26 protein-coding genes and 1 tRNA gene are annotated in these 26,485 nt (G+C 64.8%); 16 read left to right on the forward strand and 11 right to left on the reverse strand.

Features of this window, described 5'->3' with window-relative positions; all coding sequences use genetic code 11:
* Positions 1-28: 28 nt before the first annotated feature.
* Positions 29-619 carry a cysteine hydrolase family protein gene (locus ACZ9C1_RS26040; protein WP_046856594.1) on the reverse strand — a complete coding sequence of 197 codons (591 nt, stop codon included), beginning with the start codon at positions 617-619 and terminating at the stop codon, positions 29-31.
* Positions 620-798: 179 nt separating this feature from the next.
* Between ACZ9C1_RS26040 and prmB the strand changes: the two genes are divergently transcribed.
* Complete coding sequence (prmB, locus tag ACZ9C1_RS26045) at positions 799-1,707, forward strand: 50S ribosomal protein L3 N(5)-glutamine methyltransferase (protein WP_046856593.1); 909 nt, start codon at positions 799-801, stop codon at positions 1,705-1,707.
* A gap of 139 nt (positions 1,708-1,846) precedes the next feature.
* Here prmB and ACZ9C1_RS26050 read toward each other — a convergent pair whose 3' ends face one another.
* Both ACZ9C1_RS26050 and ACZ9C1_RS26055 read right to left on the reverse strand, forming a co-directional pair.
* Positions 1,847-2,629: a hypothetical protein gene (locus ACZ9C1_RS26050; protein ID WP_457378557.1), complete on the reverse strand. Its 783-nt coding sequence runs from the start codon at positions 2,627-2,629 to the stop codon at positions 1,847-1,849.
* Between the two features lie 101 nt (positions 2,630-2,730).
* The gene (locus ACZ9C1_RS26055; protein ID WP_139672757.1) at positions 2,731-3,690 is read right to left on the reverse strand and encodes an alpha/beta hydrolase; all 960 of its coding nucleotides are present in this window, start codon (positions 3,688-3,690) and stop codon (positions 2,731-2,733) included.
* A gap of 210 nt (positions 3,691-3,900) precedes the next feature.
* Between ACZ9C1_RS26055 and aroC the strand changes: the two genes are divergently transcribed.
* The 3 genes from aroC to ACZ9C1_RS26070 all read left to right on the forward strand — a co-directional run bounded on the left by aroC (position 3,901) and on the right by ACZ9C1_RS26070 (position 6,816).
* Positions 3,901-4,992 carry a chorismate synthase gene (gene aroC, locus ACZ9C1_RS26060; RefSeq protein WP_139672754.1) on the forward strand — a complete coding sequence of 364 codons (1,092 nt, stop codon included), beginning with the start codon at positions 3,901-3,903 and terminating at the stop codon, positions 4,990-4,992.
* A 133-nt stretch (positions 4,993-5,125) separates the two neighbouring features.
* The gene (locus ACZ9C1_RS26065) at positions 5,126-6,280 is read left to right on the forward strand and encodes an MFS transporter (RefSeq protein ID WP_139672751.1); all 1,155 of its coding nucleotides are present in this window, start codon (positions 5,126-5,128) and stop codon (positions 6,278-6,280) included.
* Positions 6,280-6,816 carry an oxidase gene (locus ACZ9C1_RS26070; RefSeq protein ID WP_277503204.1) on the forward strand — a complete coding sequence of 179 codons (537 nt, stop codon included), beginning with the start codon at positions 6,280-6,282 and terminating at the stop codon, positions 6,814-6,816. The genes ACZ9C1_RS26065 and ACZ9C1_RS26070 overlap by 1 nt, the downstream gene beginning before the upstream one ends.
* Before the next feature lie 74 nt (positions 6,817-6,890).
* Here ACZ9C1_RS26070 and ACZ9C1_RS26075 read toward each other — a convergent pair whose 3' ends face one another.
* On the reverse strand, positions 6,891-7,163 hold the full coding sequence (locus ACZ9C1_RS26075; protein ID WP_046856587.1) for a DUF3509 domain-containing protein: 273 nt from the start codon (positions 7,161-7,163) through the stop codon (positions 6,891-6,893).
* A gap of 268 nt (positions 7,164-7,431) precedes the next feature.
* Between ACZ9C1_RS26075 and ACZ9C1_RS26080 the strand changes: the two genes are divergently transcribed.
* The gene (locus ACZ9C1_RS26080) at positions 7,432-7,953 is read left to right on the forward strand and encodes an ankyrin repeat domain-containing protein (RefSeq protein ID WP_111531877.1); all 522 of its coding nucleotides are present in this window, start codon (positions 7,432-7,434) and stop codon (positions 7,951-7,953) included.
* A 60-nt stretch (positions 7,954-8,013) separates the two neighbouring features.
* On the forward strand, positions 8,014-8,544 hold the full coding sequence (locus tag ACZ9C1_RS26085) for a hypothetical protein (protein ID WP_102684198.1): 531 nt from the start codon (positions 8,014-8,016) through the stop codon (positions 8,542-8,544).
* 48 nt (positions 8,545-8,592) lie between these two features.
* Here the strand turns inward: ACZ9C1_RS26085 and ACZ9C1_RS26090 are convergent, their stop codons facing one another.
* The gene (locus ACZ9C1_RS26090) at positions 8,593-9,531 is read right to left on the reverse strand and encodes a ZIP family metal transporter (RefSeq protein WP_173862452.1); all 939 of its coding nucleotides are present in this window, start codon (positions 9,529-9,531) and stop codon (positions 8,593-8,595) included.
* A 127-nt stretch (positions 9,532-9,658) separates the two neighbouring features.
* Here ACZ9C1_RS26090 and ACZ9C1_RS26095 point away from each other — a divergent pair, with 127 nt between their 5' ends.
* The 4 genes from ACZ9C1_RS26095 to ACZ9C1_RS26110 all read left to right on the forward strand — a co-directional run bounded on the left by ACZ9C1_RS26095 (position 9,659) and on the right by ACZ9C1_RS26110 (position 13,012).
* Positions 9,659-9,850: a PLDc N-terminal domain-containing protein gene (locus ACZ9C1_RS26095; protein WP_023629733.1), complete on the forward strand. Its 192-nt coding sequence runs from the start codon at positions 9,659-9,661 to the stop codon at positions 9,848-9,850.
* A 186-nt stretch (positions 9,851-10,036) separates the two neighbouring features.
* Positions 10,037-12,112 carry an LTA synthase family protein gene (locus tag ACZ9C1_RS26100; protein WP_476254540.1) on the forward strand — a complete coding sequence of 692 codons (2,076 nt, stop codon included), beginning with the start codon at positions 10,037-10,039 and terminating at the stop codon, positions 12,110-12,112.
* A gap of 145 nt (positions 12,113-12,257) precedes the next feature.
* Positions 12,258-12,494 (forward strand): hypothetical protein, encoded by a 237-nt coding sequence (locus ACZ9C1_RS26105; RefSeq protein WP_102684200.1) that lies wholly within the window; start codon positions 12,258-12,260, stop codon positions 12,492-12,494.
* A gap of 185 nt (positions 12,495-12,679) precedes the next feature.
* Complete coding sequence (locus tag ACZ9C1_RS26110; protein ID WP_102684201.1) at positions 12,680-13,012, forward strand: ribonuclease E inhibitor RraB; 333 nt, start codon at positions 12,680-12,682, stop codon at positions 13,010-13,012.
* 20 nt (positions 13,013-13,032) lie between these two features.
* Here ACZ9C1_RS26110 and ACZ9C1_RS26115 read toward each other — a convergent pair whose 3' ends face one another.
* Positions 13,033-13,836, reverse strand: a complete 804-nt coding sequence (locus ACZ9C1_RS26115) for a cytochrome c (protein ID WP_476254541.1) — start codon at positions 13,834-13,836, stop codon at positions 13,033-13,035.
* Between the two features lie 528 nt (positions 13,837-14,364).
* Between ACZ9C1_RS26115 and ACZ9C1_RS26120 the strand changes: the two genes are divergently transcribed.
* Positions 14,365-15,099 carry an amidotransferase gene (locus tag ACZ9C1_RS26120; protein WP_139672736.1) on the forward strand — a complete coding sequence of 245 codons (735 nt, stop codon included), beginning with the start codon at positions 14,365-14,367 and terminating at the stop codon, positions 15,097-15,099.
* Between the two features lie 73 nt (positions 15,100-15,172).
* Here the strand turns inward: ACZ9C1_RS26120 and ACZ9C1_RS26125 are convergent, their stop codons facing one another.
* The 3 genes from ACZ9C1_RS26125 to ACZ9C1_RS26135 form a co-directional block, all read right to left on the reverse strand.
* The gene (locus ACZ9C1_RS26125) at positions 15,173-16,144 is read right to left on the reverse strand and encodes a magnesium and cobalt transport protein CorA (protein WP_102684204.1); all 972 of its coding nucleotides are present in this window, start codon (positions 16,142-16,144) and stop codon (positions 15,173-15,175) included.
* Positions 16,145-16,211: 67 nt separating this feature from the next.
* Complete coding sequence (locus ACZ9C1_RS26130; protein ID WP_139672733.1) at positions 16,212-16,946, reverse strand: lysophospholipid acyltransferase family protein; 735 nt, start codon at positions 16,944-16,946, stop codon at positions 16,212-16,214.
* A 184-nt stretch (positions 16,947-17,130) separates the two neighbouring features.
* Positions 17,131-17,820 carry a crotonase/enoyl-CoA hydratase family protein gene (locus ACZ9C1_RS26135; protein WP_110698132.1) on the reverse strand — a complete coding sequence of 230 codons (690 nt, stop codon included), beginning with the start codon at positions 17,818-17,820 and terminating at the stop codon, positions 17,131-17,133.
* Between the two features lie 290 nt (positions 17,821-18,110).
* On the opposite strand from ACZ9C1_RS26135, the gene ACZ9C1_RS26140 reads away from it, so the two are divergent.
* Positions 18,111-18,200: transfer RNA gene (locus tag ACZ9C1_RS26140), tRNA-Ser, on the forward strand.
* A 158-nt stretch (positions 18,201-18,358) separates the two neighbouring features.
* Here the strand turns inward: ACZ9C1_RS26140 and ACZ9C1_RS26145 are convergent.
* The gene (locus ACZ9C1_RS26145; RefSeq protein ID WP_476254542.1) at positions 18,359-20,488 is read right to left on the reverse strand and encodes a TonB-dependent siderophore receptor; all 2,130 of its coding nucleotides are present in this window, start codon (positions 20,486-20,488) and stop codon (positions 18,359-18,361) included.
* Between the two features lie 235 nt (positions 20,489-20,723).
* Complete coding sequence (locus tag ACZ9C1_RS26150; RefSeq protein WP_046856576.1) at positions 20,724-21,101, reverse strand: hypothetical protein; 378 nt, start codon at positions 21,099-21,101, stop codon at positions 20,724-20,726.
* A gap of 439 nt (positions 21,102-21,540) precedes the next feature.
* Here ACZ9C1_RS26150 and ACZ9C1_RS26155 point away from each other — a divergent pair, with 439 nt between their 5' ends.
* The 4 genes from ACZ9C1_RS26155 to ACZ9C1_RS26170 all read left to right on the forward strand — a co-directional run bounded on the left by ACZ9C1_RS26155 (position 21,541) and on the right by ACZ9C1_RS26170 (position 26,483).
* Positions 21,541-22,998 carry a serralysin family metalloprotease gene (locus ACZ9C1_RS26155; RefSeq protein WP_102684208.1) on the forward strand — a complete coding sequence of 486 codons (1,458 nt, stop codon included), beginning with the start codon at positions 21,541-21,543 and terminating at the stop codon, positions 22,996-22,998.
* Between the two features lie 64 nt (positions 22,999-23,062).
* Complete coding sequence (locus ACZ9C1_RS26160; protein ID WP_256659321.1) at positions 23,063-23,428, forward strand: AprI/Inh family metalloprotease inhibitor; 366 nt, start codon at positions 23,063-23,065, stop codon at positions 23,426-23,428.
* A 44-nt stretch (positions 23,429-23,472) separates the two neighbouring features.
* A complete protein-coding gene (locus tag ACZ9C1_RS26165; RefSeq protein WP_110698140.1) occupies positions 23,473-25,194 on the forward strand; it encodes a type I secretion system permease/ATPase in 1,722 nt (573 codons plus the stop codon).
* Entirely contained in the window at positions 25,191-26,483 is a 1,293-nt protein-coding gene (locus ACZ9C1_RS26170) for an HlyD family type I secretion periplasmic adaptor subunit (RefSeq protein WP_277503209.1), read from the forward strand. Before ACZ9C1_RS26165 ends, ACZ9C1_RS26170 begins: the two co-directional genes overlap by 4 nt.
* Positions 26,484-26,485 lie beyond the last annotated feature (2 nt).

Raw genomic sequence — 26,485 nt, forward strand, 5'->3', positions numbered from 1 at the left:
TTCCGCCCGTCCGCCGGGCGGTCGTGGTTCAGACCAAACTGGCGGTGGGGGCGACGCAGGCGAAGTTGTCGGCCATCACGGCCATCTCGCACTGGTGGATCTGCGCGGCGGGGATCACGGTGTCCTTCAGGGCCAGGTCACGAGTCGCCGAAGCATCTTCGACCAGGGTGCAGCGATAACCATAGTCCTTGGCGCGGCGCACGGTGGTGCTGACGCTGGAATGGCTCATGAAACCGCAGACGATCAGGTCCAGCGGGCCGAAGGCCTGCAGGGTCTCGTGCAGCTTGGTGTTCTTGAAGGCGTTGGGCATGCGCTTCTCGATCACCACCTCGCCTTCGCGCGGCTCCAGCCCGGGAATGAACTCGCCAGCCGGGCCCTGCGGGTCGAAGCGACCGCCAACGGTGCCGAGGTGGCGGACATGGATGATCGGGCGGCCGGCCTTGCGGGCGGCGTCGAGCAACCTGGCAATGTTCGCCACGGCCTCGTCCATGCCCGACAGCGCCAGCGGACCGCTCAGGTACTCCTTCTGCGCATCGATGACGATCAGGCTGGCTTGGCTCAGCTTGGCCGGCGGGTAGTCGCGGCCAGTGAGGCGGAACATCGTGGTTGGAACGGACATCAAGGGCTCCTTGGGTAGGGCTTTTGTGTACCTATTCTCCCTTGCCTTGGCGCCAATGTGAATGGTTGACAGTGCAGGCGGCATGGTTACTGGCTTGTGGCTATCCATTCGGCCATCGGAGGGAACATTTGTGCGGTGTGGGCTGTTAGACTTTTGTCCTGTCTGAAAAGGAGTACCCCGTGATCACATCCCGCCTGCGCACCCTGCGCGACCATATCCGCTGGGCGGTCAGCCGCTTCCATGAGCATGAACTGTTCTTCGGCCACGGCGCCGACAATGCCTGGGACGAGGCCCGCCTGCTGGTGCTCGGCGCGGTGCACCTGCCCTGGGAGGTGGCCGACAGCTATCTGGACTGCGCACTCGAGGATGATGAGCGTGTACGCCTGCAGCACTTGCTCAAGCGCCGCATCGAAGAACGCGTGCCGACCGCCTACCTGCTCGGTGAGGCTTGGTTCTGCGGCATGTCGTTCATCGTCGACGAACGCGTGCTGGTACCGCGCTCGCCCATCGGCGAGCTGATCGAGAAACGCTTCGAGCCTTGGCTGGCCGCCGAGCCTGCGCGCATCCTCGACCTGTGCACCGGCTCCGGCTGCATCGGCATCGTGGCCGCCGACGTGTTCCAGGACGCCGAAGTGGTGCTGGCCGACCTGTCCTTTGATGCGTTGGCGGTGGCCAACCAGAACATCGAGCGCCATGGCCTGGAGGAGCGTGTGTACACCGTGCAGGGCGATGGCTTCGCCGGGCTGCCGGGGCAGCGCTTCGACCTGATCCTGTCCAACCCGCCGTATGTCGATGCCGAGGACTTCGGCGACATGCCGGCCGAGTATCACCACGAGCCCGAACTGGGCCTGGCCTGCGGCAACGATGGCCTGGACCTGGTGCGGCGGATGCTGGCCGAGGCGGCCGACCACCTGACCGACAAGGGCCTGATGATTGTCGAGGTGGGCAACAGCCAGGTGCACGTCGAGTCGCTCTATCCCGAGGTGGACTTTGCCTGGCTGGAGTTCGAGCGCGGTGGGCACGGGGTGTTCATGCTGACGGCCGAGCAGTGCCGGCAGCATCAGGAGCTGTTCAAGGCGCGGGTCTGACCCTTCTTGAGTAGCCAGGGCTGCTGCGCAGCCCATCGCCGGCAAGCCGGCTCCCACAGGATGGCGCTTGGCCTGAAGGCGGCCCGGTCGGGGTGGGAGCCGGCTTGCCGGCGATGGGCCGCCTGGCGGCCCCAGGCTGTCAGCGGGTGGCGATCCAGATCAGCAAACCGGCCTGGAACACAGCGAAGGCCACCAGGCAGGTGATGGTAAAGCGCAGCCCGCTGTCTTCGCGGCGGTACTTGGCCACGCGTTCGTCACGCTCGCGCAACTGCGCTTCCTTCTCCATCAGGTTCTGCTCGGCCTGTTGCAGCATGCCGGCGGCCTCGAGGTTGTCCACGCGCTGCACCTTCTCGGTGTTCCAGCCGCCCTTGAGCTGGCCCACCGGCGTTTCCACCAGGCGCCCCTTGAGCAGCTGCCCATCGGTGTATTCCACCTCCAGGCCAACACTGCGCAGCACATGGTCGCGGCGCAGACGGGTGTCTTCGTTCAGGGCGTCCTTGTTCGGCAGGCTCATGCCTTCGATCTGGTAGTGCGAGCAGCGGTGCTGCAGCCATTGCACCGCCTGCGCCAGCAGGTAGCGGCCAACACCACGGTTGAGGGGCTCGAGCTGCAGGCCGGCCGGGTCGCCGATGCGCACCGTGCGCAGCTCATGGTCGACACGGATGTCCAGCTGGTTCTGTTCCCTGCGCACCTTCTGCCCAGGCAGACGGATTTCCATGCGCAACAGGCTGTGGGCCTTGTCGTGGCGCTCGGCGTAGCCGAACTGGACGAAGCGCAGCGGGCGGGCGCCGCTGTTGCGGTCGGTCGGCATCGGCGCCAGGCGCAGCAGCTGGAAGTGCTCGGCGGCAAGGTCCGCCCAGGGCTGCGGGGCGCTTTCCGGCGCTTGTTCTTCGGTCGCCTCGGCGGCGGGGGCATCGGTCATCAGGGGTTCCTCAGGTGCACGGCGGCCGGGCGCGTGGGCCGCGGATCACTGCCTTCTCAGCCGCGTTATCGGCAGGCCTGGGCAATACCTGAGGGCAGGTCTCAGGCCTGCGGCAACCCTTGGATGAATAGGACGATGCGCTCGCCCAGCTCACGCGCCAGCGGCAGCTCGGGGTTGCGGTAGCTGTCACGCTGCTGGCTCATGTCCCGGGGGCTGATGCGCAGCACGTGGTTCATGCCGTCGATCAACGCCAGTTGCGCGTCGGGTTTGGCTGCCTTGAGGCGCTCGGCATCGGCCACCTCTACCTGGATGTCGTTGCGCCCCTGGACGATCAGCGCCGGCACCTTGAGCCGGGCGAAGGCCGCCGCCGGGTCCTGGTGCAGCAAGGTGATCAGGTACGGCTGCACGCTGGGGCGGAACACCTGGCGCAGCGGCGCGGGAACGTCGAGGCTGGTCTGTCCGGCCTGCAACCGGTCGATCAGCGCCACGCCAGCGGGCAATTGCGCCGGCGGCAGGCGCTGGGCCAGCTGCTCGCGCAGCACGTCGGCCACCGGCCTACCGCTGCCGGCCAGGGTGATCACCGCGCTGGCGCCGGCCTGCTCCGCGGCGAGGCTGGCGATCAGTGCGCCTTCGCTGTGGCCGACCAGGATCAGCGGGCCGAAGCGTGGGTCCTGCTTGAGCGCGCGGCCCCAGGCCACCACGTCGGCGACATAGCGCTCGACGCTGAGGTCACGTTCATCGGGGGTGGCCGGCTGGCTGGCGGCCACGCCGCGCTTGTCGAAGCGCACGCTGGCAATGTGTTCGCCGGCCAGCAGCAAGGCCAGGCGCTTGAGGTTGTCGAGGCGTCCGGAGGCTGGGTTGTTGCCATCGCGGTCGGTAGGGCCGGAGCCGGCGATGATCAGCACCACCGGGGGTGGCGTGGCCTGCTGGGGCAGCAGCAGGCTGCCGTGCAGCACGCCCTGGCCGGTGTCCAGGTCGATGGGGCGTTGCAGCACGGTGGGGGCGGCCTGGGCGAGGCTTGTGCAAAACAGCAGGAGCAGGGCGGCGAGGCGCGACTTCATGGGCGGGGTACTACGTGGGACGTTGCTGTTTCGACCGTGGGTCATCCTGAAGGTTCGCGGACCCCATCGCGGGGCAAGCCCGCTCCCACGCAGTCGTGTTGATTTGTGGAAGCGTGCTTGCCCCGCGATGGGGCCCACAGGCAACCACAGCCACGCGGTTTTCCGTATACTGCCGCTTTCGTTCACTTCAGGCTGATTCGCGGAGCGTCCATGTCCGGCAATACCTACGGCAAGCTGTTCACTGTCACCACCGCAGGCGAAAGCCATGGCCCGGCGTTGGTCGCCATTGTCGACGGCTGCCCGCCAGGCCTGGAAATCTCCCTTGCCGACCTGCAGCACGACCTCGACCGGCGCAAGCCCGGCACCAGCCGGCACACCACCCAGCGCCAGGAGCCGGACGAAGTGGAGATCCTCTCCGGCGTGTTCGAAGGTCGTACCACCGGCTGCTCGATCGGCCTGCTGATCCGCAACACTGATCAGAAGTCCAAGGACTACTCGGCGATCAAGGACCTGTTCCGCCCGGCCCACGCCGACTACACCTACCACCACAAGTACGGCATCCGCGACTACCGTGGCGGTGGCCGCAGCTCGGCGCGCGAAACCGCCATGCGCGTGGCGGCCGGCGCCATCGCCAAGAAGTACCTGGCCACCCAGGGCATCCGCGTGCGCGGCTACATGAGCCAGCTCGGGCCGATCGAAATCCCGTTCAAGACCTGGGACTCGGTGGAGCAAAACGCCTTCTTCAGCCCCGATCCGGACAAGGTGCCGGAGCTCGAGGCCTACATGGACCAGCTGCGCCGCGACCAGGATTCGGTGGGGGCGAAGATCACCGTGGTCGCCGAAGGCGTGATGCCGGGCCTGGGCGAGCCGATCTTCGACCGTCTGGACGCCGAGCTTGCCCATGCCCTGATGAGCATCAACGCGGTCAAGGGCGTGGAGATCGGCGCCGGTTTCGCCAGTGTCGCCCAGCGCGGCAGCGAGCACCGTGACGAGCTGACGCCCGAGGGCTTCCTCAGCAACAACGCCGGCGGCATTCTCGGCGGTATTTCCTCGGGCCAGCCGATCGTCGCCCACCTGGCGCTCAAGCCAACCTCGAGCATCACCACCCCGGGCCGTTCGATCGACGTCGACGGTAATCCGGTGGAGGTGATCACCAAGGGCCGTCACGATCCTTGCGTCGGCATCCGCGCCACGCCGATCGCCGAGGCGATGATGGCCATCGCCTTGATGGATCACCTGCTGCGCCACCGGGCGCAGAATGCCGAAGTGAAGGTGGGCACCCCGGTACTGGGCCAGCTCTGATCCGCCTGCGCTGGCCCTATCGCCGGCAAGCCGGCTCCCACAGGTCCGCTGCAGGGCTCAAGCCTGCGGTAATCCTGTGGGAGCCGGCTTGCCGGCGATAGGGCAGGAACAGGTCATCACCAAGGGCCGAACGATGTCCTCCATCCCCTACTGGCGCCTCTCCAGCTTCTACCTCTTCTACTTCGCCCTGCTCGGCTCCACCGCGCCGTTCCTGGCCCTGTACTTCGACCACCTGGGCTTCTCCCCGGCGCGCATCGGCGAGCTGGTGGCCATCCCCATGCTCATGCGCTGCGTGGCCCCCAACCTGTGGGGCTGGCTCGGTGACCGCAGCGGCCAGCGCCTGCTGATCGTGCGCCTGGGCGCGCTGTCGACCCTGGCGACCTTCTCGCTGATCTTCTTCGGCAAGAGCTACGCCTGGCTGGCGCTGGTCATGGCGTTGCACGCCTTCTTCTGGCATGCGGTACTGCCCCAGTTCGAAGTGATCACCCTGGCCCACCTGCACGGCCAGACTGCACGTTACAGCCAGGTACGGCTATGGGGCTCGATCGGCTTCATCCTCGCCGTGGTGGGGCTTGGACGCCTGTTCGAATGGCTGAGCCTGGACATCTACCCGCTGGCGCTGGTGGCGATCATGGCCGGTATCGTCGTTGCCAGCCTCTGGGTGCCCAATGCGCAACCCGTCGAGCAGGCCGAGCAGCGCGGGGCAGGGGGCTTTCTCAGGCAAGTGCGGGCGCCTGGGGTCCTGGCCTTCTATGTGTGCGTGGCCCTCATGCAGCTCAGCCACGGCCCGTACTATACCTTTCTCACCCTGCACCTGGAGCACCTGGGCTACAGCCGCGGCGCCATCGGCTTGTTGTGGGCGCTTGGCGTGGTGGCTGAAGTGTTGGTGTTCTTGGTCATGAGCCGGATCTTTGCCCGCTGTTCGGTGCGCAAGGTACTACTGGCCAGCTTCCTGCTGGCCGCGCTGCGCTGGCTGTTGCTGGGCAACCTGGCCGAAATCCCGGCGGTTCTGGTGTTCGCCCAGGTATTGCATGCGGCCACCTTCGGCTGTTTCCATGCAGCGGCCATCGCTTTTGTTCAGGCCAGCTTCGGCGCTCGCCAGCAGGGTCAGGGCCAGGCATTGTATGCGGCGCTGTCAGGTACCGGCGGTGCCTTGGGTGCCCTGTACTCGGGCTACAGCTGGAAACTGCTGGGCCCACACTTCACCTTTGGTATGGCCAGCGTCGCGGCGCTCGCGGCAGCCGTTATCATTGCCTTCCGACTCAAAGAAAGCAGGAACCACCCCTGATGAGCATCCTCAGCGTATTCGACCTGTCCAGTCCGGACCTGCCGCACAAGGTGCTGACCCACCACGACGACATCGCCGCGACCCTGGCCGAGCAGGGCGTGCGCTTCGGCCGCTGGCAGTCCGGCGCGCGCCTGCGCCCGGGCAGCAGCCAGGATGAAGTGGTCGCGGCGTGCCGTGGGCCGCTCGATCAACTGATGACCAAGCATGGCAGCGTGGTATTTGGCGTGCTCAGCCGCGATGGCGCCGACCTGAGCCAGGCCGACCTGCGTGATGAACATGTGCATGACAGCAATGAAGTGTTCGCGATGATCAGCGGGCGTGCACAGGTCAGCCTGCGTCTGGGCGGCGCGGTGTATGCCGTGCTGTGCGAGAAGGACGATGTGCTGCTGGTGCCGGCCGGCACGCGCCGCTGGCTGGACCTGGGGCCTAGCCCATTCTGCCTGGCCCTGCGTCTGTTCGGGAGTGAGCAGGGTGTGCAGCCACGCTTCACCGGGGATGCCATGGCGCGGCAATTTGCTGGTTTCGATGAACTCTGAATGAACTCGCGGGGCAGCTTCTGCTCACACCCTCCAAAGGTGAGCAGAAGCTGCCCCGCGAACAGGTTACGCGCTTAGCGGTAGGTCGGCAGGGCGAAGCGTTGCTGGCTCTGCAGCATGGAAATCACCGGCAGCTCGCTGGCTTGTTCGGCAAGGTCGCGGCGGATGGCGCTGATGGCCCACGACAGCTGTTCGGCACTGTGCAGTTGCGCATAGGACAGCACCCGGCGGGTCACCACGCCGTCGCTGGCGCGCAGGGTGAGCAGCACGCCGCCGTCGGGGCGCGGCTGGGTGGCAACCTGGTAGGCGGCGAAGAGCGAGGCGAATTTTTGCTGGATGAGGTCCATATCAACTCCTGACTGTTGTACTGGCAGACTTGGGTTGATGGTTGCAGTGACCGTGCCAGCCTGGGATTAAAATAAAATCCTTATAAATCAATAAGTTATATTTGTTTTTGCAGGTACCTGTATTGCATTCTGCACGCCCGTGCATTTTGCACAGTGCATTTTGCACGGTCATAGCCTGGCTCTCTGCCGCCGATAGAATCTGAACCTTGGACCTGTCGCTGCTGCCTGATGGAAACTTGGCCCATTGCCAGATGCCAGGAGGTTCCCGATGTCCGATCACCAGCCCGCCACCATGACCACTGAAGAAACCGCGGCCTTCGCCGAAGAGGTCTTCGAGCGCGCCCGCCGCGGCGACGCGACAATGCTCGGCCGCCTGCTCGATAACGGCCTGCCCGCCAACCTGCGCAACCACAAGGGCGACACCTTGCTGATGCTGGCCAGCTACCACGGTCACCATGACGCCGTGCAGGTGCTGCTGGCCCATGGTGCCGACCCGCTGATCGCCAATGACAACGGCCAGTTGCCCATCGCCGGCGCCGCCTTCAAGGGCGACCTGACGATGATCCGCCTGTTGCTGGAACACGGCGTACCGGTGGATGCCGCTGCCGCGGACGGCCGTAGCGCATTGATGCTGGCGGCGATGTTCAACCGCCTGGAGATCATCGACTATCTGTTGGCCCAGGGTGCCGACCCCGCGCACCGCGATGCCGCCGGTGCCACTGCGCTGATGGCAGCCCGCACCATGGGTGCGGTGGATAGCGCGGCACGTCTCGAAGCATTGGCCGGCTAACTGCCCGGGGGCTTTTGCGGCTATCCTTGGCGCTTTTCACGCCAACCCGCAGGCCCCCCCATGAAAGACCAGTTGCTCGAATTCATCAGCCTCATCGGCGCCGGTTGCATGCGCGATGAGGACATCGAGCGCATCGCCGCCGAGGCCGCCGAGGCCTACGCCGACCCCGCCGCCTTCCTCGCCGCCAATCCGGACATCAACTACGACGACAGCTTCCCGTTCCCGCTGGGTGAATGGGTGGTGGTCGGCAGTCTGCCCGATACCGTGCTGTTCCAGGCCGACAGCTACCAGGACCTGTTCCAGCAGATCAGCGACTCGTTCGACAAGAGCGTGCCGTTCACCCTCAAACCGAAGCAGCTGGCGCGCACCGAGGCGCTGACTGCGCTCAACCGCATCCAGGTGCAGATGGGCGCGCTGAACAAGGAAGCCGGTGGCTACGTGCTGCTGAACTTCAGCCAATTGCTCGACGATGAGCTGCAGATGATCATGGTCGGGCAGCACGACCTGGCCCGTGTGCTGGAGCTGGGCGAGGCCGTTGGTATCAAGGTGGAGCCGGCGCTGGAAGCGCTGAAGGTGGCAGTGCACATCTGAGCCGCTGCCGTCGCGGAGCCCGTAGGAAAGGGCTCCGCGACCGGCCCGTCAACCCAGCGCGGTATCGAGGAACATCATCACCGCGAAACCGCCCATCAACCCCAGCGTCGCCGCGGTCTGGTGCCCGTTGCGGTGGGTTTCCGGGATCACCTCGTGGGACACCACGAAGATCATCGCCCCCGCCGCCAGGCCCATGCTGATCGGGTAGGCCAGGGCGAAGCCGGTGGAAATGCCCAGGCCGATCACCGCGCCCAGCGGCTCCATCAATCCCGAGCCGATCGCCACCATCATCGCCTTGAAGTTCGACAGCCCCGTGGCGCGCAGGGCCAGGGCCACGGCCAGGCCTTCGGGGATATCCTGGATGGCGATGGCGCTGGTCAGCGGCAGGCCGATGGCCATGTCGCCATTGGCGAAACTCACGCCGATGGCCATGCCCTCGGGCAGGTTGTGCAGGGTGATCGCCAGCACGAACAGCCACACCCGGCTCACCCGCTCGGCCTGCGGGCCGCAGGGGCCGGTGCTTTCATGCTCGTGCGGAGTGAACCGGTCCAGGCCCAGCATCAGCAGCACCCCCAGGCCCATGCCCAGCACCACGGTGAAGGCCGCCGCAGGGCCGTTGCCGGTGATCTCGCGGGCGGCGTCCAGGCCGGGGAGGATCAGCGAAAACGAACTGGCGGCGAGCATCATGCCGGCGGCGAAGCCGAGCATGACGTCCTGGGTGCGCGCGCTGACGTCACGCAGGATCACCGCCAGCACCGCGCCCAGGGCGGTGGCGCCGAAACCGGACAGGCCGCCGAGCAGTGCCAGGTGCAGGTGATCGGCATGGTCGCCGTTGACCGCGTTCCAGATGCTGGCCAGCAGCAATGCGCTGATGGCCAGCAGGCTCAGCACCAGGCCGGCGCTGAGCCAGGGTGTCTGCAGGGCCTGTTGCCGCCAGGCGCTGAGCAGGGAGTCAGGGGCGGCGCTTTGAGTGTGGGCGGGGGGCATGCGAACCTCGAGGGCAGTGGATAACAGCAGTCTATCCACTGACCGGCATTCCCGACCAAGGATTCCCTTCTATAGGGGCCATAGCCAGCTATGCTCTGCAGCACACACACCGTGCGGGAGCGGCGCCATGGGGTCTACCTTCAACAGCCTGGTCGGCCTGATCATCCTGGCCCTGGACATCTGGGCCATTCTCAATGTGCTCAAGAGCGGCGCCGAGGTAGGGATCAAGGTGCTCTGGATCCTGCTGATCCTGCTATTGCCAGTGCTGGGGCTGATCATCTGGGCGATCGCCGGGCCGCGGGGCAATGTGCGGATCTGAAACCTCACGTCCCAACTGTGTAACTTTGTAAGGGCAGGCTACTCTCGACAAAATTTTCACACTCGATTTCTGAAAATCCGCGCCGCACAATGCGGCCTTGGTCTCACCTTGCCCACGAGGTCCAGACCACCAGGCTATTGGCGCTTTCGCCTTCCCGCAAACCGCAATCCTAGGACCTCTCCATTCATGGCTAACACGGACGCCTTGAAGCAACATGGCGTGCGAGGCTCGTTCTCGCCGACCCTGAAATCCCACCTGGCCTACACGTTGCTCAGTGGCCTGGTGATCATGCTGATGCTCAGCCTGGTGCGCCTGGCGCTGTTGGCCTACAACAGCGACATGATCGGCGACACGCCGTACTCCACCGTCGCCGAAGGCTTCTTCAACGGCTTGCGCTTCGACCTGCGCGTGGTGGTGTACATCAGCATTCCGTTGCTGCTGGCGCTGCTCAGCCCCTGGCTGATGGCCCGCCGTGGCCTGTTCCGCTTCTGGCTGACCATCGCCTCGAGCGTGGTGATGTTCCTCGGCCTGATGGAGATGGACTTCTACCGCGAGTTCCACCAGCGCCTGAACGGCCTGGTGTTCCAGTACATCAAGGAAGACCCCAAGACCGTCATGAGCATGCTCTGGTACGGTTTCCCGGTGGTCCGCTACCTGCTGGCCTGGCTGGTCGGCACCTGGCTGCTGAGCCTGCTGTTCAAGGGCATCGACCGGTTGACCCGCGGCAACGGCAGCGCCCAGCTATCGGGCAGCCGCAAGCTGGCGCCCTGGTACGGTCGCCTGGCGGTGTTCATGGTGGTCCTGCTGGTGGCCGTGGTCGCCGCTCGCGGCACCCTGCGCCAGGGCCCGCCGATGCGCTGGGGTGATGCCTTCACCACCGACTCCAACTTCGTCAACCAACTGGGCCTGAACGGCACCCTGACCCTGATCGATGCCGCCAAGAGCCGCTTTGGCGAGGACCGCTCCAATATCTGGAAGCCCGTACTTGACCAACCGCTGGCCACCCAGACCGTGCGCGAGCAGCTGCTGACCGCCAACGACACCCTGGTCGATGCCGACGAGGCCGCGATCCGCCGTGACTTCGTGCCGCCCGCGGCGAACACGCTGGGGGTCAAGAACGTCGTGGTGATCCTCATGGAAAGCTTCGCCGGCCACTCGGTCGGTGCCCTGGGCAGCCCGAACAATATCACCCCGTACTTCGACAAGCTGGCCAAGGAGGGCCTGCTGTTCGACCGCTTCTTCTCCAACGGCACCCATACCCACCAGGGCATGTTCGCCACCATGGCCTGCTTCCCCAACCTGCCGGGCTTCGAATACCTGATGCAGACCCCGGAAGGCGGCCACAAGCTGTCCGGCCTGCCGGCGCTGCTCAGTGCCCGCGACTATGACGACGTCTACGTCTACAACGGCGACTTCGCCTGGGACAACCAGTCCGGATTCTTCGGCAACCAGGGCATGACCACCTTCATCGGCCGCAACGACTTCGTCGACCCGGTGTTCTCCGACCCGACCTGGGGCGTGTCCGACCAGGACATGTTCGACCGCGGCAACGAAGAGCTGGCCAAGCATGACGGCAAGAAGCCGATCTACGCGCTGCTGCAGACCCTCTCCAACCACACCCCGTACGCCTTGCCCAAGGACCTGCCGGTGGAGAAGGTCACCGGGCAGGGCCGCCTGGACGAGCACCTGACCGCCATGCGCTACTCCGACTGGGCGCTGGGCCAGTTCTTCGAGAAGGCGCGCAAGGAGCCGTACTTCAAGGACACCCTGTTCGTCATCGTCGGCGACCACGGCTTCGGCAACCACCAGCAGGTCACCGAGCTGGACCTGGGCCGCTTCAACGTGCCGCTGCTGCTGATCGCCCCAGGCATCCAGGAGAAGTTCGGCGCGGTCAACCATACCGTGGGCACCCAGGTCGACATCGTGCCGACCATCATGGGCCGTCTCGGTGGCCAGGCCCGCCATCAGTGCTGGGGGCGCGACCTGCTCAACCTGCCTGAGGGCGACCAGGGCGTGGGCATGATCAAACCGTCGGGCAGCGAGCAGATCGTCGGCCTGGTGCAGGGCGACCGCATCCTCATCGAGTCCAAGGACATGACCCCGCGGATGTACCGCTACCAGCTGGGCCGCGAGTTCAAGGCCGAGCTGATCGACAGCCCCGACCAGCCGGAAATGCTCAAGAAACTCGAGGCCTACATCCAGACGGCAACCAAGAGCCTGCTGGACAATACCGCCGGTGTCGTCCACGGCACGCCGAAGTAGCAGCGCCCAGTGGTCTCAGGAAGCCCGCCGTTGACCGGCGGGCTTTTTTCATGCGGTTTCATGCATGCGGCTGAACATTTGCCGCTGTGCGATGGTCAAGCTAGTACGCAGTTCAATTCACCGTTGTGCCAGCGAGGGCTGATCGATGAAAGCATGGGAAGTCAGCTTTGCCGACCAGAAGGGCGAGCTTAAGACGCTGCTGCTCAACGCCGAGCAATGCCCCAGCGAGGAAGACGCCGCACGCGCCATCCGTTCGAGTTTGTTCCCGCTTATGGATGAGCTTGACCTCAATGACTTCCAGGACCGCAGCTTTTCCCCCACGGCACGCTGGCTCAAGGAGCAGAGCGGCGTGACCATCACCACCATTCGCCAGCTACCCTGAGCCGCCTCGCTCTGGCGCAGTGCCTGCACAGGCACTACGCTGGAGACAGGCGCCGGCCAAATCTGCGGGTCCGCGTCGATTCCACTCGCGTCTTGCATCAGCTCGAATTGCCAGGCATGGCACGCTTGCCAGGCAGGTGCCTTGTGCACTGAAAGTCTATCCATTGCTTTGCAGGAGGACGTTTCATGAGCAGCCAATACGACGACGTCAGCAGCAATGTCCTGCGCCAGATGAAAGCTGGCGGTTTCGATTTCACCCGCATCCATCCCATCGAGTTCTATGCCGTGTTTCCCGACGAGGCCGCCGCGCGCCGGGCGGCGGTGCAGTTCCGTGGCGAGTCGCTCAGCGCCCAGGTGAGCGAGCGCGATGATGGTGCCTGGCACCTTGAGCTGAGCAAGGTGATGTACGCCACCCATGGCGGCATCGGCGCTTTCGAGCAGGCCTTCGAACGGCTCGTGTCACCCCATGGCGGCGAGGTCGAGGGGTGGGGCGTCAAGCAGGAACGGCCGATTGCCTAGGCAATGCGGCCCCGTGCACCCTACCGTTGTTTGCGCCCGGCCATATGTTTCAGGTATGCCAGCAATGCATCGAGTTCCTGATCGCTCAGCACCTGGGTGGAGAACCCGGGCATCTTGGCCTGCGGCCAGTGCCGCAGGCTCTGCGGATCACGAAGATATTGGCGCAGGAATGCCGGCTGAAAGTATTCGGTGGGGTTGCGCGGCAGGTTCAGGTCCGGGCCCAGGTGCGCATCGCCAGCGCCATTGAGGCGGTGGCAGGCCAGGCAATTCTGCTGGAACAGGGCAAAACCCTGGCGCACCGGATCCGCATCGGGCAGCGCTGGGGCGGGCAACAGGGCGGGGAAGCGCGCCTCGACCGGTGCCAGGCTGCGAATCCTGGCGATCTGGAACGGCCATTGCTCTGGGCGGATGCCGCCCGCCTCGGGTTGGGTCCACACCAGATAGAACGGCCCGGCTCCCGGCTTGCCTTGGCCGAGTGGCGGCCAAGGCTGGGCGTTGTCCTCGATGGCCAGCCAGGCTTGTGCCGGGCCTGGCTGCAACAGCGGGCCGGCAGGCATTTCTGCTGCGAAACCGTCGAGGGCCACCGCCTGCAGGTGGGCGGTCGGTTTCACGCCCTCGAGCAACGCCGCCAGCGGTACGGCGCGGTAATGCATGGTGCGCTTGTAGGCAACGTCCTGTTCAATAGTGACGTCCCGCGCTTGGGGATGGTTGAGCAGTTGCTCGCTCTGCCAGTGCCGGCTGCCGTTACCCAGTTCGAGGGTCAGTTGCGCGGCCGCTGCTGGCAGGGGAATCAGCAAGCAGAGCAGGGTAAGGCACAGGCGCATGGGTGATCTCCAACCATCAAGGTCGGCAGGTTACCCATGCACGGTCGGAAAAGGCCACTGCCGCGATCAACCGAACAACCGGGTGAGGTTGGGCAGGATCAGCAGCAGGGTCGTGGCGAAGAGTATGAGCCCGGCTTGGCGTACTTTGGATTGTCTGAACATGGCGGACCGCCTTCTTGTTGTTATTCCTGAATAACCCTTGGCTTCCTTGTCTGGCTTCGGGTCGATCGCAGTGGCGTGATCGAACGCCCTCACTGCTTGCCGCGTGTTTGTGGATATACAACCAACACTAGGGCCCGCGTCATCCCTGTTTCAGAACCCTTTGCTCTAAAAAAAATCATGTCGATTCCTCATGGCTTTAAGGCCACTGGCCACCCCGCTGGCACGCTGACGCTAGACGAGTGCGCGGCAAGGGTTACCAAGGGTTACAGGGCCTACCGTTCGTCTGGACATCCTACTTGCTTGTGTAGCCCTTTCGCGTCAGTCTCTACAGCAAATCCCACCCACATGTCGTTCAGGACTACCGCTATGTCGTTACGCATCTGCATCCTTGAAACCGATGTCCTGCGGCCGGAGTTGATCGCGCAGTACCAGGGCTACGGAAGGATGTTCGAGCAGCTGTTTTCACGCCAGCCGATCGCCGCCGAGTTTGATGTGTACAACGTGATGAACGGCGACTATCCGCCGGCTGAGCGGACTTTCGATGCCTACCTGGTGACCGGCAGCAAGGCCGACTCGTTCGGCGATGATCCGTGGATCCAGACGCTCAAGGCCTACCTGCTCAAGCTGTATGAGCGGGGCGAGAAGTTGCTGGGGGTGTGTTTCGGTCACCAATTGTTGGCGTTGACCCTCGGCGGCAAGGCCGAGCGCGCCGACAAGGGCTGGGGCGTGGGCATCCACCGCTACAGCCTGGCGGCCCATGCGCCGTGGATGGACCCGCAGGTGTCCGAGCTGACCCTGCTGATCAGCCACCAGGACCAGGTCACCGAGCTGCCCGAAGGGGCCACGGTGATCGCCTCGAGCGATTTCTGCCCCAACGCCGCTTACCATATCCGTGACCAGGTGCTGTGCTTCCAGGGGCACCCGGAGTTCGTCCACGACTATTCCCGGGCGCTGCTCGACGCGCGCCAGGCCTCGTTGGGCGACGAGGTCTATGCCAAGGCGGTGGCCAGCCTTGCCACCGAGCACCAGGGGGATCTGGTGGGCGAGTGGATGCTGCGCTTCGTCCAGCAGTCGGTGAAGGCCGGGGATAGCATTGCCTGATCAAGCGAGGCCGCTTTGCGGCCTTTTCGCCGGCAAGCCGGCTCCCACAGGGTTGAAAGCGCTCCCGGCGATCCTAAAGCCACCCCGAGCGCTTGAAACTGAAATACAGCCCCGAACACCCAAGGCCGATCACCCCCAGCACGGCAAAGTAGCCGTAGTGCCAGCCCAGCTCTGGCATGTTCTGGAAATTCATCCCGTAGATCCCGGCAATCGCCGTGGGAAACGCCAGGATCGCCGCCCAGGCGGCGAACTTGCGCTGGGTGATGCTTTGCCGTGACGACTCCAGCAGCATGCCGATCTCGATGGTCTGGCTGGCGATGTCGCGGATGCCGGCCAAATCTTCCATCTGCCGGGTCACGTGGATCTGCACGTCGCGAAAGTACGGGCGCATGTTCTTGTCGATGAACGGGAAGCTCAGGCGCTGCAGCTCTTCGCTGACCTCCACCATCGGCGCCACGTAGCGGCGCAGGCGCAGGATGTCCCGGCGCAGGCTGTGCAGGCGCTGGATGTCTTCTTCCTTGAGCGAGTTGCTGAGCACGCTCTGCTCCAGCTCCTCGATCTCGCCGTGGATGGCCTCACTGACCGGCTGGTAGTTTTCGGTGACGAAATCCAGCAGGGCGTAGAGCACGAAGTCCTCGCCGTGCTCAAGCAGCAAGGGGCGCGCCTCGCAGCGCTGGCGCACCAGGGCGTAGGACTTTGAGTGGCCGTTGCGGCAGGTGATGATGTAGCCGTTGCCGGCGAAGATGTGGGTTTCGATGAATTCCAGCCGGCCTTCGTGCCGCACCGGCGAATAGGTGACGATGAACAGCGCATCGCCGAAGGTTTCCAGCTTTGGCCGGCTGTGTTTCTCCAGGGCGTCCTCGATGGCCAGCTCGTGCAGGCCGAACTGGCGCTGCAGGTTGGCCAGTTCCTCGGCGTTGGGCTCTTCCAGGCCGATCCATACGAAGTGCCCGGGCTTGCGCGCCCAGTCGGCGCCTTCGTCGAGGCTGATGTTGGTGACCTTCCTGCCGGCGCTGTAGACCGCCGCCGCGACGACTCGACCCATGGTTGTCCGCTTATTCGATTGAACACGCTACACAGCTTGGGCTGTGTAGCGGCGCGGGGCAAGTCTGCTATGGGACAGAGGGGCAGGGCGCGGTGAGCTCGCTTTCCATATGGTCGATGCAATGCTGCATCTGGCTGCGGCACTGTTCGATCAGCGCGGGCAGGTCCTGTTGGGTCAGGCCCGCAGTGGCGATGGGGGCCAGCGAGCGGATGACCACTGTGCGCTGGCGCCAGCTGTTCAGGCTCAGGCGCCTGGTGTAGCGGCTGACGCATACCGGTACGATCGGCACGCCGGCCTCGATCGCCATGTGGAAAGCGCCTTTCTTGAACGCCAGCAACTGTTCGCCGGGGTTGCGCGTGCCCTCGGGGAAGATCCAGATCGAAGTATCGTCGCGCAGGGTCCGGGTGGTGGTCTGCATGGCCTTGCGTGCCTGATAGGCGTTCTTGCGGTCGATCAGCACATTGCCGCCCAGCCAGAACAACTGGCCGAACAGCGGGATCCAGCCCAGGCTCTTCTTGCCGATGGCCACGGTACGCCGGGGCACCACCTGGCCGAGGATGAACAGGTCATAGTTGGACTGGTGGTTGGCGATGATCACGCAGCCGGGGGGCTGGTCCCACAGCGGGCCGACCTCGGCCTTGACCTTGATGCGCAGCAACCAGGCGGCCGGTACGCTGTACAGGCGGGCGAACAGGCGGCTGTTGTCGGGATTGAACGGGCGCAGCAGGCCGATCACCAGGCCGACGACACCCACGAGCAGGAAGTGCAGCGCCAACAGGAGCATGCGAAGCATATAAAGCATGGTACGACTCACACCGGACAGTCGCGGCGCAGTGTACGGGTGTGCACTGGTGGGGGCAAACGTTGCTGTAGCGTGGGAGGTCAAGTGGGAGCGGGCTTGCCCGGCGATGGCGTCACACTGGGTGATCGCATCGCGGGGCAAGCCCGCTCCCACAAAGTCCTGTGAGGAAAATCCCTGGACGGACTCAGCCCAGGTGGTTCTGGTCCGCGAGAATCGCCTCGTCCAGCGCCTCCAGCAGGCCCTTGCGCACCTTCAGCTTGGTGTTCTTGTGCGCCAGCATGTTCAGCTTCTTCATTTCGCGGGCGGCGGCCAGGGCGGTTTCGTGCAGCTTTTCAGCTGGCACCACCTTGTCGAGGAAGCCGGCTTCCCGGGCACCCTGCGGGTCGAACACTTCGGCATTGTTCACCGAGCGCTGGAATGCCGCACGGCCGAGGCGGTCACGGGCCAGCTCGATACCGGCGTGGTGCATGGTCATGCCGATCTGCACTTCGTTCAGGCAGATCTTGTAGGGGCCTTCAACACCGATGCGGTAGTCGCCCGACAGCAGCAGGAAGGCGCCCTTGGCCACGGCATTACCGGGGCAGGCGACGATCACCGGGAAGGGGTGCGACAGCAGGCGCCGGGCCAGGGTGGAGCCGGCGGTGACCAGGCCCACGGCCTCCTTGGGGCCGGCGGTCATCACCTTGAGGTCGTAGCCGCCGGAGAGGATGCCCGGCTGGCCGGTGATGATCACCACCGCGCGTTCCTCGACGGCGCGATCGAGCGCGGCATTGAAGGCTTTGATCACATCCGGGGAGATGGCATTGACCTTGCCGTTGTTCAGGGTCAGGGTGGCGATGCCGTCTTCGGCGTGGTAGGTAATCAGCTCGCTCATGGCAGAGTCCTTTGGATGGCGTGGCGACGACGTTACCCAGCGGCGCCGGCCAGGTAAAGCACCAAGGCTGACTGGTCGGTCAGCGCCGCGCCGCCGTGCCTTGCGCCATCTGGGCAGCGCTGAGCGGGTGGGAAAAAGCGCTGGGCACAATGGCAGCATTGCCCTGATTGGCCAGAGTTTTCGGCCGATTGCCTTAAGCGCATGAAAATTCTGAAAAAAATGCTTGCCAAGTAAAAGCTCTTCTACTAAATTAGCGCGCCTCGACAGGCTGAATAGCTTGAAGAGAAAACGGTGAAGTGTCCGAGTGGTCGAAGGAGCACGCCTGGAAAGTGTGTATACGAGAAATCGTATCAAGGGTTCAAATCCCTTCTTCACCGCCACATTCTACGAGAAGCCCCCGAATCGAAAGGTTCGGGGGCTTTTTGTTTGTCGCTTTTTTTTACCTGTGCGATCGCATCGCCGGCAAGCCGGCTCCCACAAGGTAATGCGATCTCCTGTGGGAGCCGGCTTGCCGGCGATGGGCTGCGAAGCAGCCTCTTTAGAAACTTACTGAGGCCGACAGCCGTGCCGTGCGCGGCGCGCCCTGGAACAGGTAGTTGTCGCCCAGGTAGTCGCCCACGTCGCGCCAGTAGCGCTTGTCGAAGACGTTGTCCACGGTCAGGCGCAGCACGGTGTCGTAGCCGCCGATGTTCGTGCGGTAGCGGCTGCCGATGTCGAACACGGTGTAGCCGCCGACTTCGACATTGCCTGCAGAGCTTGCGTACTTGCTGGCGCTGTAGCGGGCGCCGCCGAGCAGGGCCAGGCCGGGGACGGGGAGGGCGTAGTCTGCCTGCAGCGCGGCGCGCAGGCGCGGCACGTTGATCGCCTGGTGGCCTTCGTAGGCGACGGTGTCGCTGTTCTGCACCCGGGCGCGGATCGCCGCGGCGCTGGCCTGGATCTGCAGGTTGGAGGTGACCCAGCCGCTGGCGCCGAGTTCGAGGCCGGTGTTTTTCTGCTGGCCCGACTGCACGTAGGTCGGCGCCGGGTTTTCATCGGGGCGGGCGTACTGGTAGGCCTGGCGGATCTGGAACAGGGCCGCGCTGAAACTCATGCCCTGCCAGTCACGCTTGATACCGACTTCGAGCTGGCGCGACAGGGTGGGGGCGAGGATTTCGAACGCGTTGCTGGCATACCAGGGGGCGGTGCCACCTGAGGACAAGCCTTTCGCATAGCTGGCGTACAAGGTGGTGTCCGGCTGCGGCTTGTAGATCAAAGCTGCGTTGGGCAGCAGTTGGTACTGTCGGGTGTGGCGCCCGGCAACGCCATTCTGGTCCCAGGTCTTTTCGTCCAGGCGCACTTCCCGTGCGCCGATCACGGTCTGCCAATTGTCGTTGAAGGTGATGCGGTCGCTAAAGAACAGGCCGTACTGGCGGCTGTCCAGGCGGCGCTCACTGCTGCCAATGGGCTTGTCCGACGGCTCCACGGCTGGCGCACCGGTATGGATGTTGCCCGTACCTCGCCACTCGTTGTAGCCCGGTCGCTGGTCGAGCGTGCGGCGTTGCGCGCTGGTGCCGACGGTCAGCTCATGGCTCACGCCCAAGGCATCGAAGCGCCCGTCGAGCGTGGCCTGGGCTTCGTCGATGCGACGGGTATCGTCAGGGCTGCGGAAATCGTAGATGTCGTAGTCGCCATTGCTGCCGAAGTAGGACCCTTCGCTCGAACCCCAGGCGAATGCGCTGTAGTCATCGATTACCACCTTGCTGCGCGAGGCGCTCAAGGTACCGTTCCAGTTGTCGTTGAGCTGGTACTTGAAGCGCCCGCCCAGGTTCAGCGAGTCGTTCTGCACGGGTTTGGCCCACGACTGCCAGGCCAAGTGATCCTTGGGGTCGACGCCATGGGGCAGTTGGGTGCCGCCGAGCAGTTGATACCCCGGCACCGAATATTGCTCGCGATGCTGGTATTCGGCGTCCAGTTCCAGCACGGCATTCGGGTTGAGCTGCCAGTCGAGGGCCAGGGAGGCGAAGTCGCGCTTGCCGTCGGCATGATCGACATACGAGCGGATATCCTCGTGAGCAAGGTTCACCCGCAGGCCCAGCTGGCGCTCGGCACCAAACCAGCCGCCCAGGTCGGTGGCCAGGTAGCGTTCGCCCTGTTCGTTGCTCGACACGCTGAGGCTGCGTACATCCTCCGGGCGCTTGGTCACATAGTTGACCAATCCGCCGGGCTCCGACACGCCGCTCTGCAACCCGGACAGCCCCTTGAGCAGCTCCACCTGCTGCTTGTTCTCCAGCGCCACGTTCTGCTCGCCGGCGATGGTCTGGCCGTTGACCCGGTAGCTGCTGGCGGCGTTGAGCTCGAAGCCGCGCACGTTGAAGTTTTCGTAGTAGCCGATCGGCGCATAGCTTTCGCCCACCGAGGCATCGCTCTGCAGCACCTCGCTCAGCTTGCGCACCTGGCGGTCGTCCAGCAGCTGGCGGCTGAACACGCTGACCGCTGCCGGGGTGTCGAGCAGCGGTGTGCTGTGCAGGCCGCCGACCTGGGCTTCGCGTGCCTGGTAGCCGCTGTCCTGAACATCCGAGATGCGCACGGGGGCCAGGGCCACACTGTCGTCGGCAAGGCCATGGCCACTGTGCAGGGCAAGGCCCAGGCCGAGCAGGCCCAAGGGTAGGCGGGGGCGAAGCGGGGTCATGCAAGGCTCCTTGAAAAGCGGACGCGCCGTTATCGCTCGGCAGCTGTCGGGCAGGCAAAAGGGCGCCATGGTAGCAGGCTGCCGAGCCTTTCAGGGATGCAGGGGGCAGACGTGGGATTGGCGCACCGCCGTTCCCACCGATACCGCGCAATGCAGAGGCATGCGCGTTTCCTGTGGGAGCCGGCTTGCCGGCGATGACGCCAGTACAGTCAATACGAACGAAGCGGGGCGCGATTCAGGCCGCCGCCGGGCGCTGGTGCCGGCGCCAGCTGTCGTCGATCTTCGACCAGGTCTTGCCGTCGGTGATGGCCAACAGCTTGCGGCCATCCTTGAAGGTGGCGAGGAAGGTGACTTCTTCCTCCTTGCCGCCTAGCAACAGGCCGGCGAGCAGGCCGACCGGGCCGGCCACCAGGGCGCCGGCCACCCCCCACCCCAGGGCGGTGCCCAGGCTGCGGGTCGATTCGAGGTTGGCCAGTTTCAGATCCTTGATCCGCGCCAGTGAAATGCGCTCGCCGGGCGAAGGGCTGCGCGGGGTCTTGAGTGTGAGCGCTCCATTGCGATACTCGCCTTCACCTTGCAAGAAATCGCCGGATTGCACCGTGAGTCTTGTCATTGTGTCGTCCTGTCAGGAAGGGGCTTTGACCAACGCCTACTGAGCGCTCCGCACGCTGGCAAGTCAACGCCGAGGCGACGGAGGGTCGTGCGGCAGGTTGTCGCGTAGTAAAGCGCCTAAACGAAGCGTTGATGGCAAACCACAGGCACAAGTCGCATTTTCGAAAGTAAACTTCGAATCGTCGTCTATAAAGCCTTGGGGGCATGATTGGAACTAATGCTTGCAGCTGCCGCCATTGATCCATCGCAGTTTGCGCAAATAAGTGCGATGCAGTTGAGTTTTCGAAAACGAAAAAATGACGCCAAAAAACGCTGGACATTAAGTTTCAATGTGTGTCAGTTTTTTTGCGCCTCATAAAGGCGAGTGACAGGAAGTTCTCGCCAGGTGGGAAATCCTGTCTGACATCAACTGCTTTTTTGTAAACAAGGAAGTAACCTGCATGTCGAAAGTCAAAGAAAGCGCTATTGTTTCGGCCGTTTCCGCATTGCAGCCGAAGGGACCAAGTTCGTCCTTCGGCCTGATCGATAGCTTTGCCCACCAGTACGATCGCGGCGGCGCGAACATCAATGGCAAGAAGTCCTTCACGGTCGACCAGGCCGCCGACCACCTCCTGCGTGATGGCGCAGCCTGGAAGGACCTGAACAAGGACGGCACGATCAGCCTCACCTACACCTTCCTGACCAAGGCACCGTCTGACTTCTACAGCCGCGGACTGGGCTCGTTCAGCCAGTTCAGCGACCTGCAGAAACAACAGGCCAAGCTCTCCATGCAGTCCTGGTCGGACGTGGCCAAGGTCACCTTCACCGAGGCAGGATCGGGCGGCGACGGTCACATGACCTTCGGTAACTTCAGCGCCAGCAACGGCGGCGCGGCATTTGCCTACCTGCCGTTCGACGGCCCGGGTTCGCACAAGGGCGAGTCCTGGTACCTGATCAACAGTGGCTACCAGGTCAACATCACCCCGGGCACCGGCAACTACGGGCGCCAGACCCTGACCCACGAGATCGGCCACGTGCTCGGCCTGTCCCACCCTGGCGACTACAACGCCGGCGAGGGCAACCCGACCTACCGTGACGCCGACTACGCCCAGGATACCCGTGGCTACAGCGTCATGAGCTACTGGAGCGAAAGCAACAACGGGCAGAACTTCATCAAGGGCGGCGGGCAGTACTACGCCTCGGCTCCGTTGATGGATGACATCCTGGCGATCCAGAAGCTCTACGGCGCCAACTATGCCACCCGCGCCAGCGACACCACCTACGGCTTCAACTCCACCGCTGATCGCGACTTCTACTCGGCCACCTCGGCCTCGTCGAAGCTGGTGTTCTCGGTGTGGGACGGTGGCGGCAACGACACCTTCGACTTCTCTGGCTTCACCCAGAACCAGAAGATCAACCTCAACGAAGCGTCGTTCTCCGATGTCGGCGGCATGGTCGGCAACGTATCCATCGCCAAGGGCGTGACCATCGAAAACGCCTTCGGCGGCTCGGGCAACGACCTGCTGATCGGCAATGCGCTGGCCAACGTGCTCAAGGGTGGTGCCGGCAACGACATCATCTACGGCGGCGGCGGCGCCGACCAGCTGTGGGGCGGCAGTGGCGCGGACACCTTCGTGTTCGCCGCCGTCAGCGACTCGACCAAGGCGGCGCCGGACCGCATCATGGACTTCACCTCGGGCGTGGACAAGATCGACCTGTCGGCCATCTCCGCGTTCGCCGTGAACAAGCTGCCGCTGCAGTTCGTCAATGCCTTCACCGGCCATGCCGGCGAGGCGCTGCTGACCTACGACCAGGCCACCAACCTGGGCAGCCTGTCCATCGACTTCACCGGAAACGCCTCGGCTGATTTCCTGGTGACCACCGTTGGCCAGGCCGCTGTCACCGACATCGTGGTCTGATGTACCAGGGGGCGGCGCTCGCGCGTCGCCCTTTTGTCGGCGAGGCAGACGAATGAAAGCAACCTTGCGAACGATCGCGCTGGCCGCGATTGCCCTGATGTCGATGACCGAGGTAGGTATGGCGAGCAGCCTGTTACTCCCCAACGCCGCGCAAATGGCCGGTGATTGGACGCTTTACTCCGAACAGCCGCAGGCGCAAACCTGCAACCTGCACCTGGGCGCCAACGAAGGCGAAATCGAAGGCGAGCTGGATTGCGCCAGGGACCTGCTGGGCCTGCGCCCCGGCAGCTGGCTGGTAACCCCCGACACCCTGGCCCTGGTGGGCGGCGACGGCAGCAGCGTGGTGCACTTCAGCCGCGAGGGCGCCAGGCGTTACGCCTGGACCCGGCCGGACGGTACGCAACTGGTGCTCAAGCGCCTGGACAAATAACCCCGGCCTGAAACTTCAAAGTTTCAGGCAAGCAAGGGCGAAACATGAAACTACCGAGCAAAAAGCCCGGGGCGCCTTTGTGGGCGGCACTCGGCGAACATAAGTCGACCTTGATCAGCGTCGGCTGTTTCACGGCATTGATCAACTTGCTCATGCTGGTGCCGTCGATATATATGCTTCAAGTGTACGACCGTGTACTGAGTTCGCAGAGCACGACAACTTTGTGGGTGCTGACGCTGATGGTGGTCGGCTTCTTCGTTTATATCGGCGGGCTTGAAGCCGTACGCAGTTTCATTGTCATTAGGGTCGGCAACCAGTTGGAAAAGACGTTCAATATGAAGGTCTACCGCGCCGCCTTCGAACGCAATCTGCGCCAGCGTGACGGTGCCGCTGGCCAGGCCCTGGGCGACCTCACCCAACTGCGTCAGTTCATCACCGGCCCCGCGCTGTTCGCCTTCTTCGATGCGCCCTGGTTCCCCATCTACCTGGCGGTGATCTTCGCCTTCAACGTCTGGCTGGGCGTGATGGCGACGGTCGGCGCGCTGCTGTTGATTGCCCTTGCCATCCTCAACGAGCGCCTCACCCACGCCACCCTGGCCGAGGCCAGTGGCATCCAGCAGCAATCGACACTGCTGGCTGGCAGCCAGCTGCAAAGCGCCGAAAGCATCCAGGCCATGGGCATGCTCGGTGCCCTGCGTCAGCGTTGGTACAGCTTGCACGGGCGTTTTCTCGATCTGCAGAACAAGGCCAGCGACACCTCGGCGGTGATCACCGCCACCAGCAAGGGCCTGCGCCTGTGCCTGCAATCGCTGGTACTGGGGCTGGGCGCGCTGCTGGTGATCGAGGGGCAGATGACCCCGGGCATGATGATCGCCGGCTCCATCCTCATGGGCCGGGTGCTGGCGCCGATCGACCAGTTGATCGCGGTGTGGAAGCAATGGAGCGGCGCGCAGCTGGCCTACCAACGCCTGGACGGGCTGCTGCGCGAACACCCAGAGCCGCCGACGCCGATGCCCTTGCCGGTGCCCACCGGGCAACTGGCGGTGGAGCAGGTCAGCGCCGGCCCGCCCGGGCGTAACCTGGCCACCCTGCAACAGGTGAACTTCGCCCTGGCGCCGGGTGAACTGCTCGGCGTGCTGGGGGCTTCTGGGTCGGGCAAGTCGACCCTGGCCAAGGTGCTGGTCGGCGTCTGGCCGACCCTCGGCGGCCATGTCCGCCTCGATGGCGCCGAGCTCAGCCAATGGGACCGCGACGCGTTGGGCCCGCACATCGGCTATCTGCCGCAGAACATCGAGTTGCTGCGCGGCAGCATCGCCGAGAACATCGCCCGCTTTGGCGAGCTGGACGGCATCAAGGTGGTCGAGGCGGCTCGCCTGGCGGGCGTGCATGACCTGATCCTGCGCCTGCCCCAGGGCTACGACACGCGCCTGGGCGAGGAGGGGGTGGACCTCTCCGGCGGCCAGAAGCAGCGCATTGCCCTGGCCCGCGCCCTGTACGGCGATGCCCGGCTGATCGTGCTCGACGAACCCAACTCCAACCTCGACAGCCACGGCGAGGCCGCCCTGGCCAACGCCATCGTCCAGCTCAAGGCCCAGGGCCGCACCGTGGTGCTGGTGACCCACCGCAGCGCGGCGTTGGCCCAGGCCGACAAGCTGCTGGTGATGAACGAAGGGCGCATGCAGGGCTTCGGCCCGGCTCGCGATATCCTCCACGCCATGGGCCAGGCCCCGGCGCAACGACCCCTGCAAGCCGGAGGTGGCGCATGAGCCAGCACACCCGTGATGCCCGTTTCCATGTCCGCCTGGGGTGGTGGCTGACCCTGGTCGGTTTCGGCGGTTTCATGGCCTGGGCCAGCCTCGCCCCGCTCGATCAGGGCGTGCCGGTGCAAGGTACCGTGGTGGTGTCGGGCAAGCGCAAGGCGGTGCAGTCCATGGGCGCGGGCGTGGTCAGCCGCATCCTGGTCAGCGAAGGCCAGCTGGTGCGCCAGGGCGAGCCGCTGTTCCGCCTCGACCGCACCCAGGTGCAGGCCGACGTCGATGCGCTGCAGGCCCAGTACCGCATGACCCGCGCCGCCCTGGCGCGCTGGCAGAGCGAGCGCGACAACCTCGGCCAGGTGCAGTTTCCCACGGAGCTGCTCGAAGACGCCGACGCTCGCCTGGCGCTGATCCTCGAAGGCCAGCGCCAGCTGTTCGACAGCCGTCGTCAGGCCCAGGCCCGCGAGCAGGGCGCCCTGGCCGCCAGCATCGACGGCTCCCAGGCCCAGCTGACCGGCATGCGCCGGGCGCGCGGCGACCTGCAGGCCCAGGCCGACTCGTTGCGCGAGCAGCTCGACAGCCTGCGCCCGCTGGCCGGCGACGGCTATATCCCGCGCAACCGCGTGTTGGAATACCAGCGCCAGCTGTCGCAGGTGCAGCGCGACCTGGCGCAGAATGCCGGCGAAAGCGCGCGCCTGGAGCAGGTGATCGTCGAAGCCCGGCTCAACTTGCAGCAGCGCCGCGAGGAGTACCAGAAAGAGGTGCGCAGCCAGCTGGCGGAAGCCCAGGTCAAGGCCGCGACCCTGGAGCAGCAGCTCAACTCCGCGCACTTTGAACTGCAGCACAGCGAGATCACCGCGCCGGCCGACGGCATCGCGGTAAACCTTGGCGTGCACACCGAAGGCGCCGTGGTGCGGGCCGGCGATACCCTGCTGGAAATCGTGCCCCAGGGCACCGCGCTGGAAGTGGAAGGGCGCCTGCCGGTGAACCTGGTGGACAAGGTGGCACCGCAGTTGCCGGTGGACATCCTGTTCACCGCCTTCAACCAGAACCGCACGCCGCGGGTGACCGGGGAGGTGGCGCTGGTGTCGGCCGACCAGCTGATCGACGAGCGCAGCGGCCAGCCGTACTACGTGCTGCGCAGCACCGTCAGCGAAGAAGCGCTGGCGCGTCTCGAGGGGCTGGCGATCCGCCCGGGCATGCCCGCCGAGCTGTTCGTGCGTACCGGCGAGCGCTCGCTGCTCAACTACCTGTTCAAACCCCTGCTCGACCGTGCAGGCACCGCCTTGACCGAACAATAAGG

Source organism: Pseudomonas sp. TE21435 (assembly GCF_056279265.1).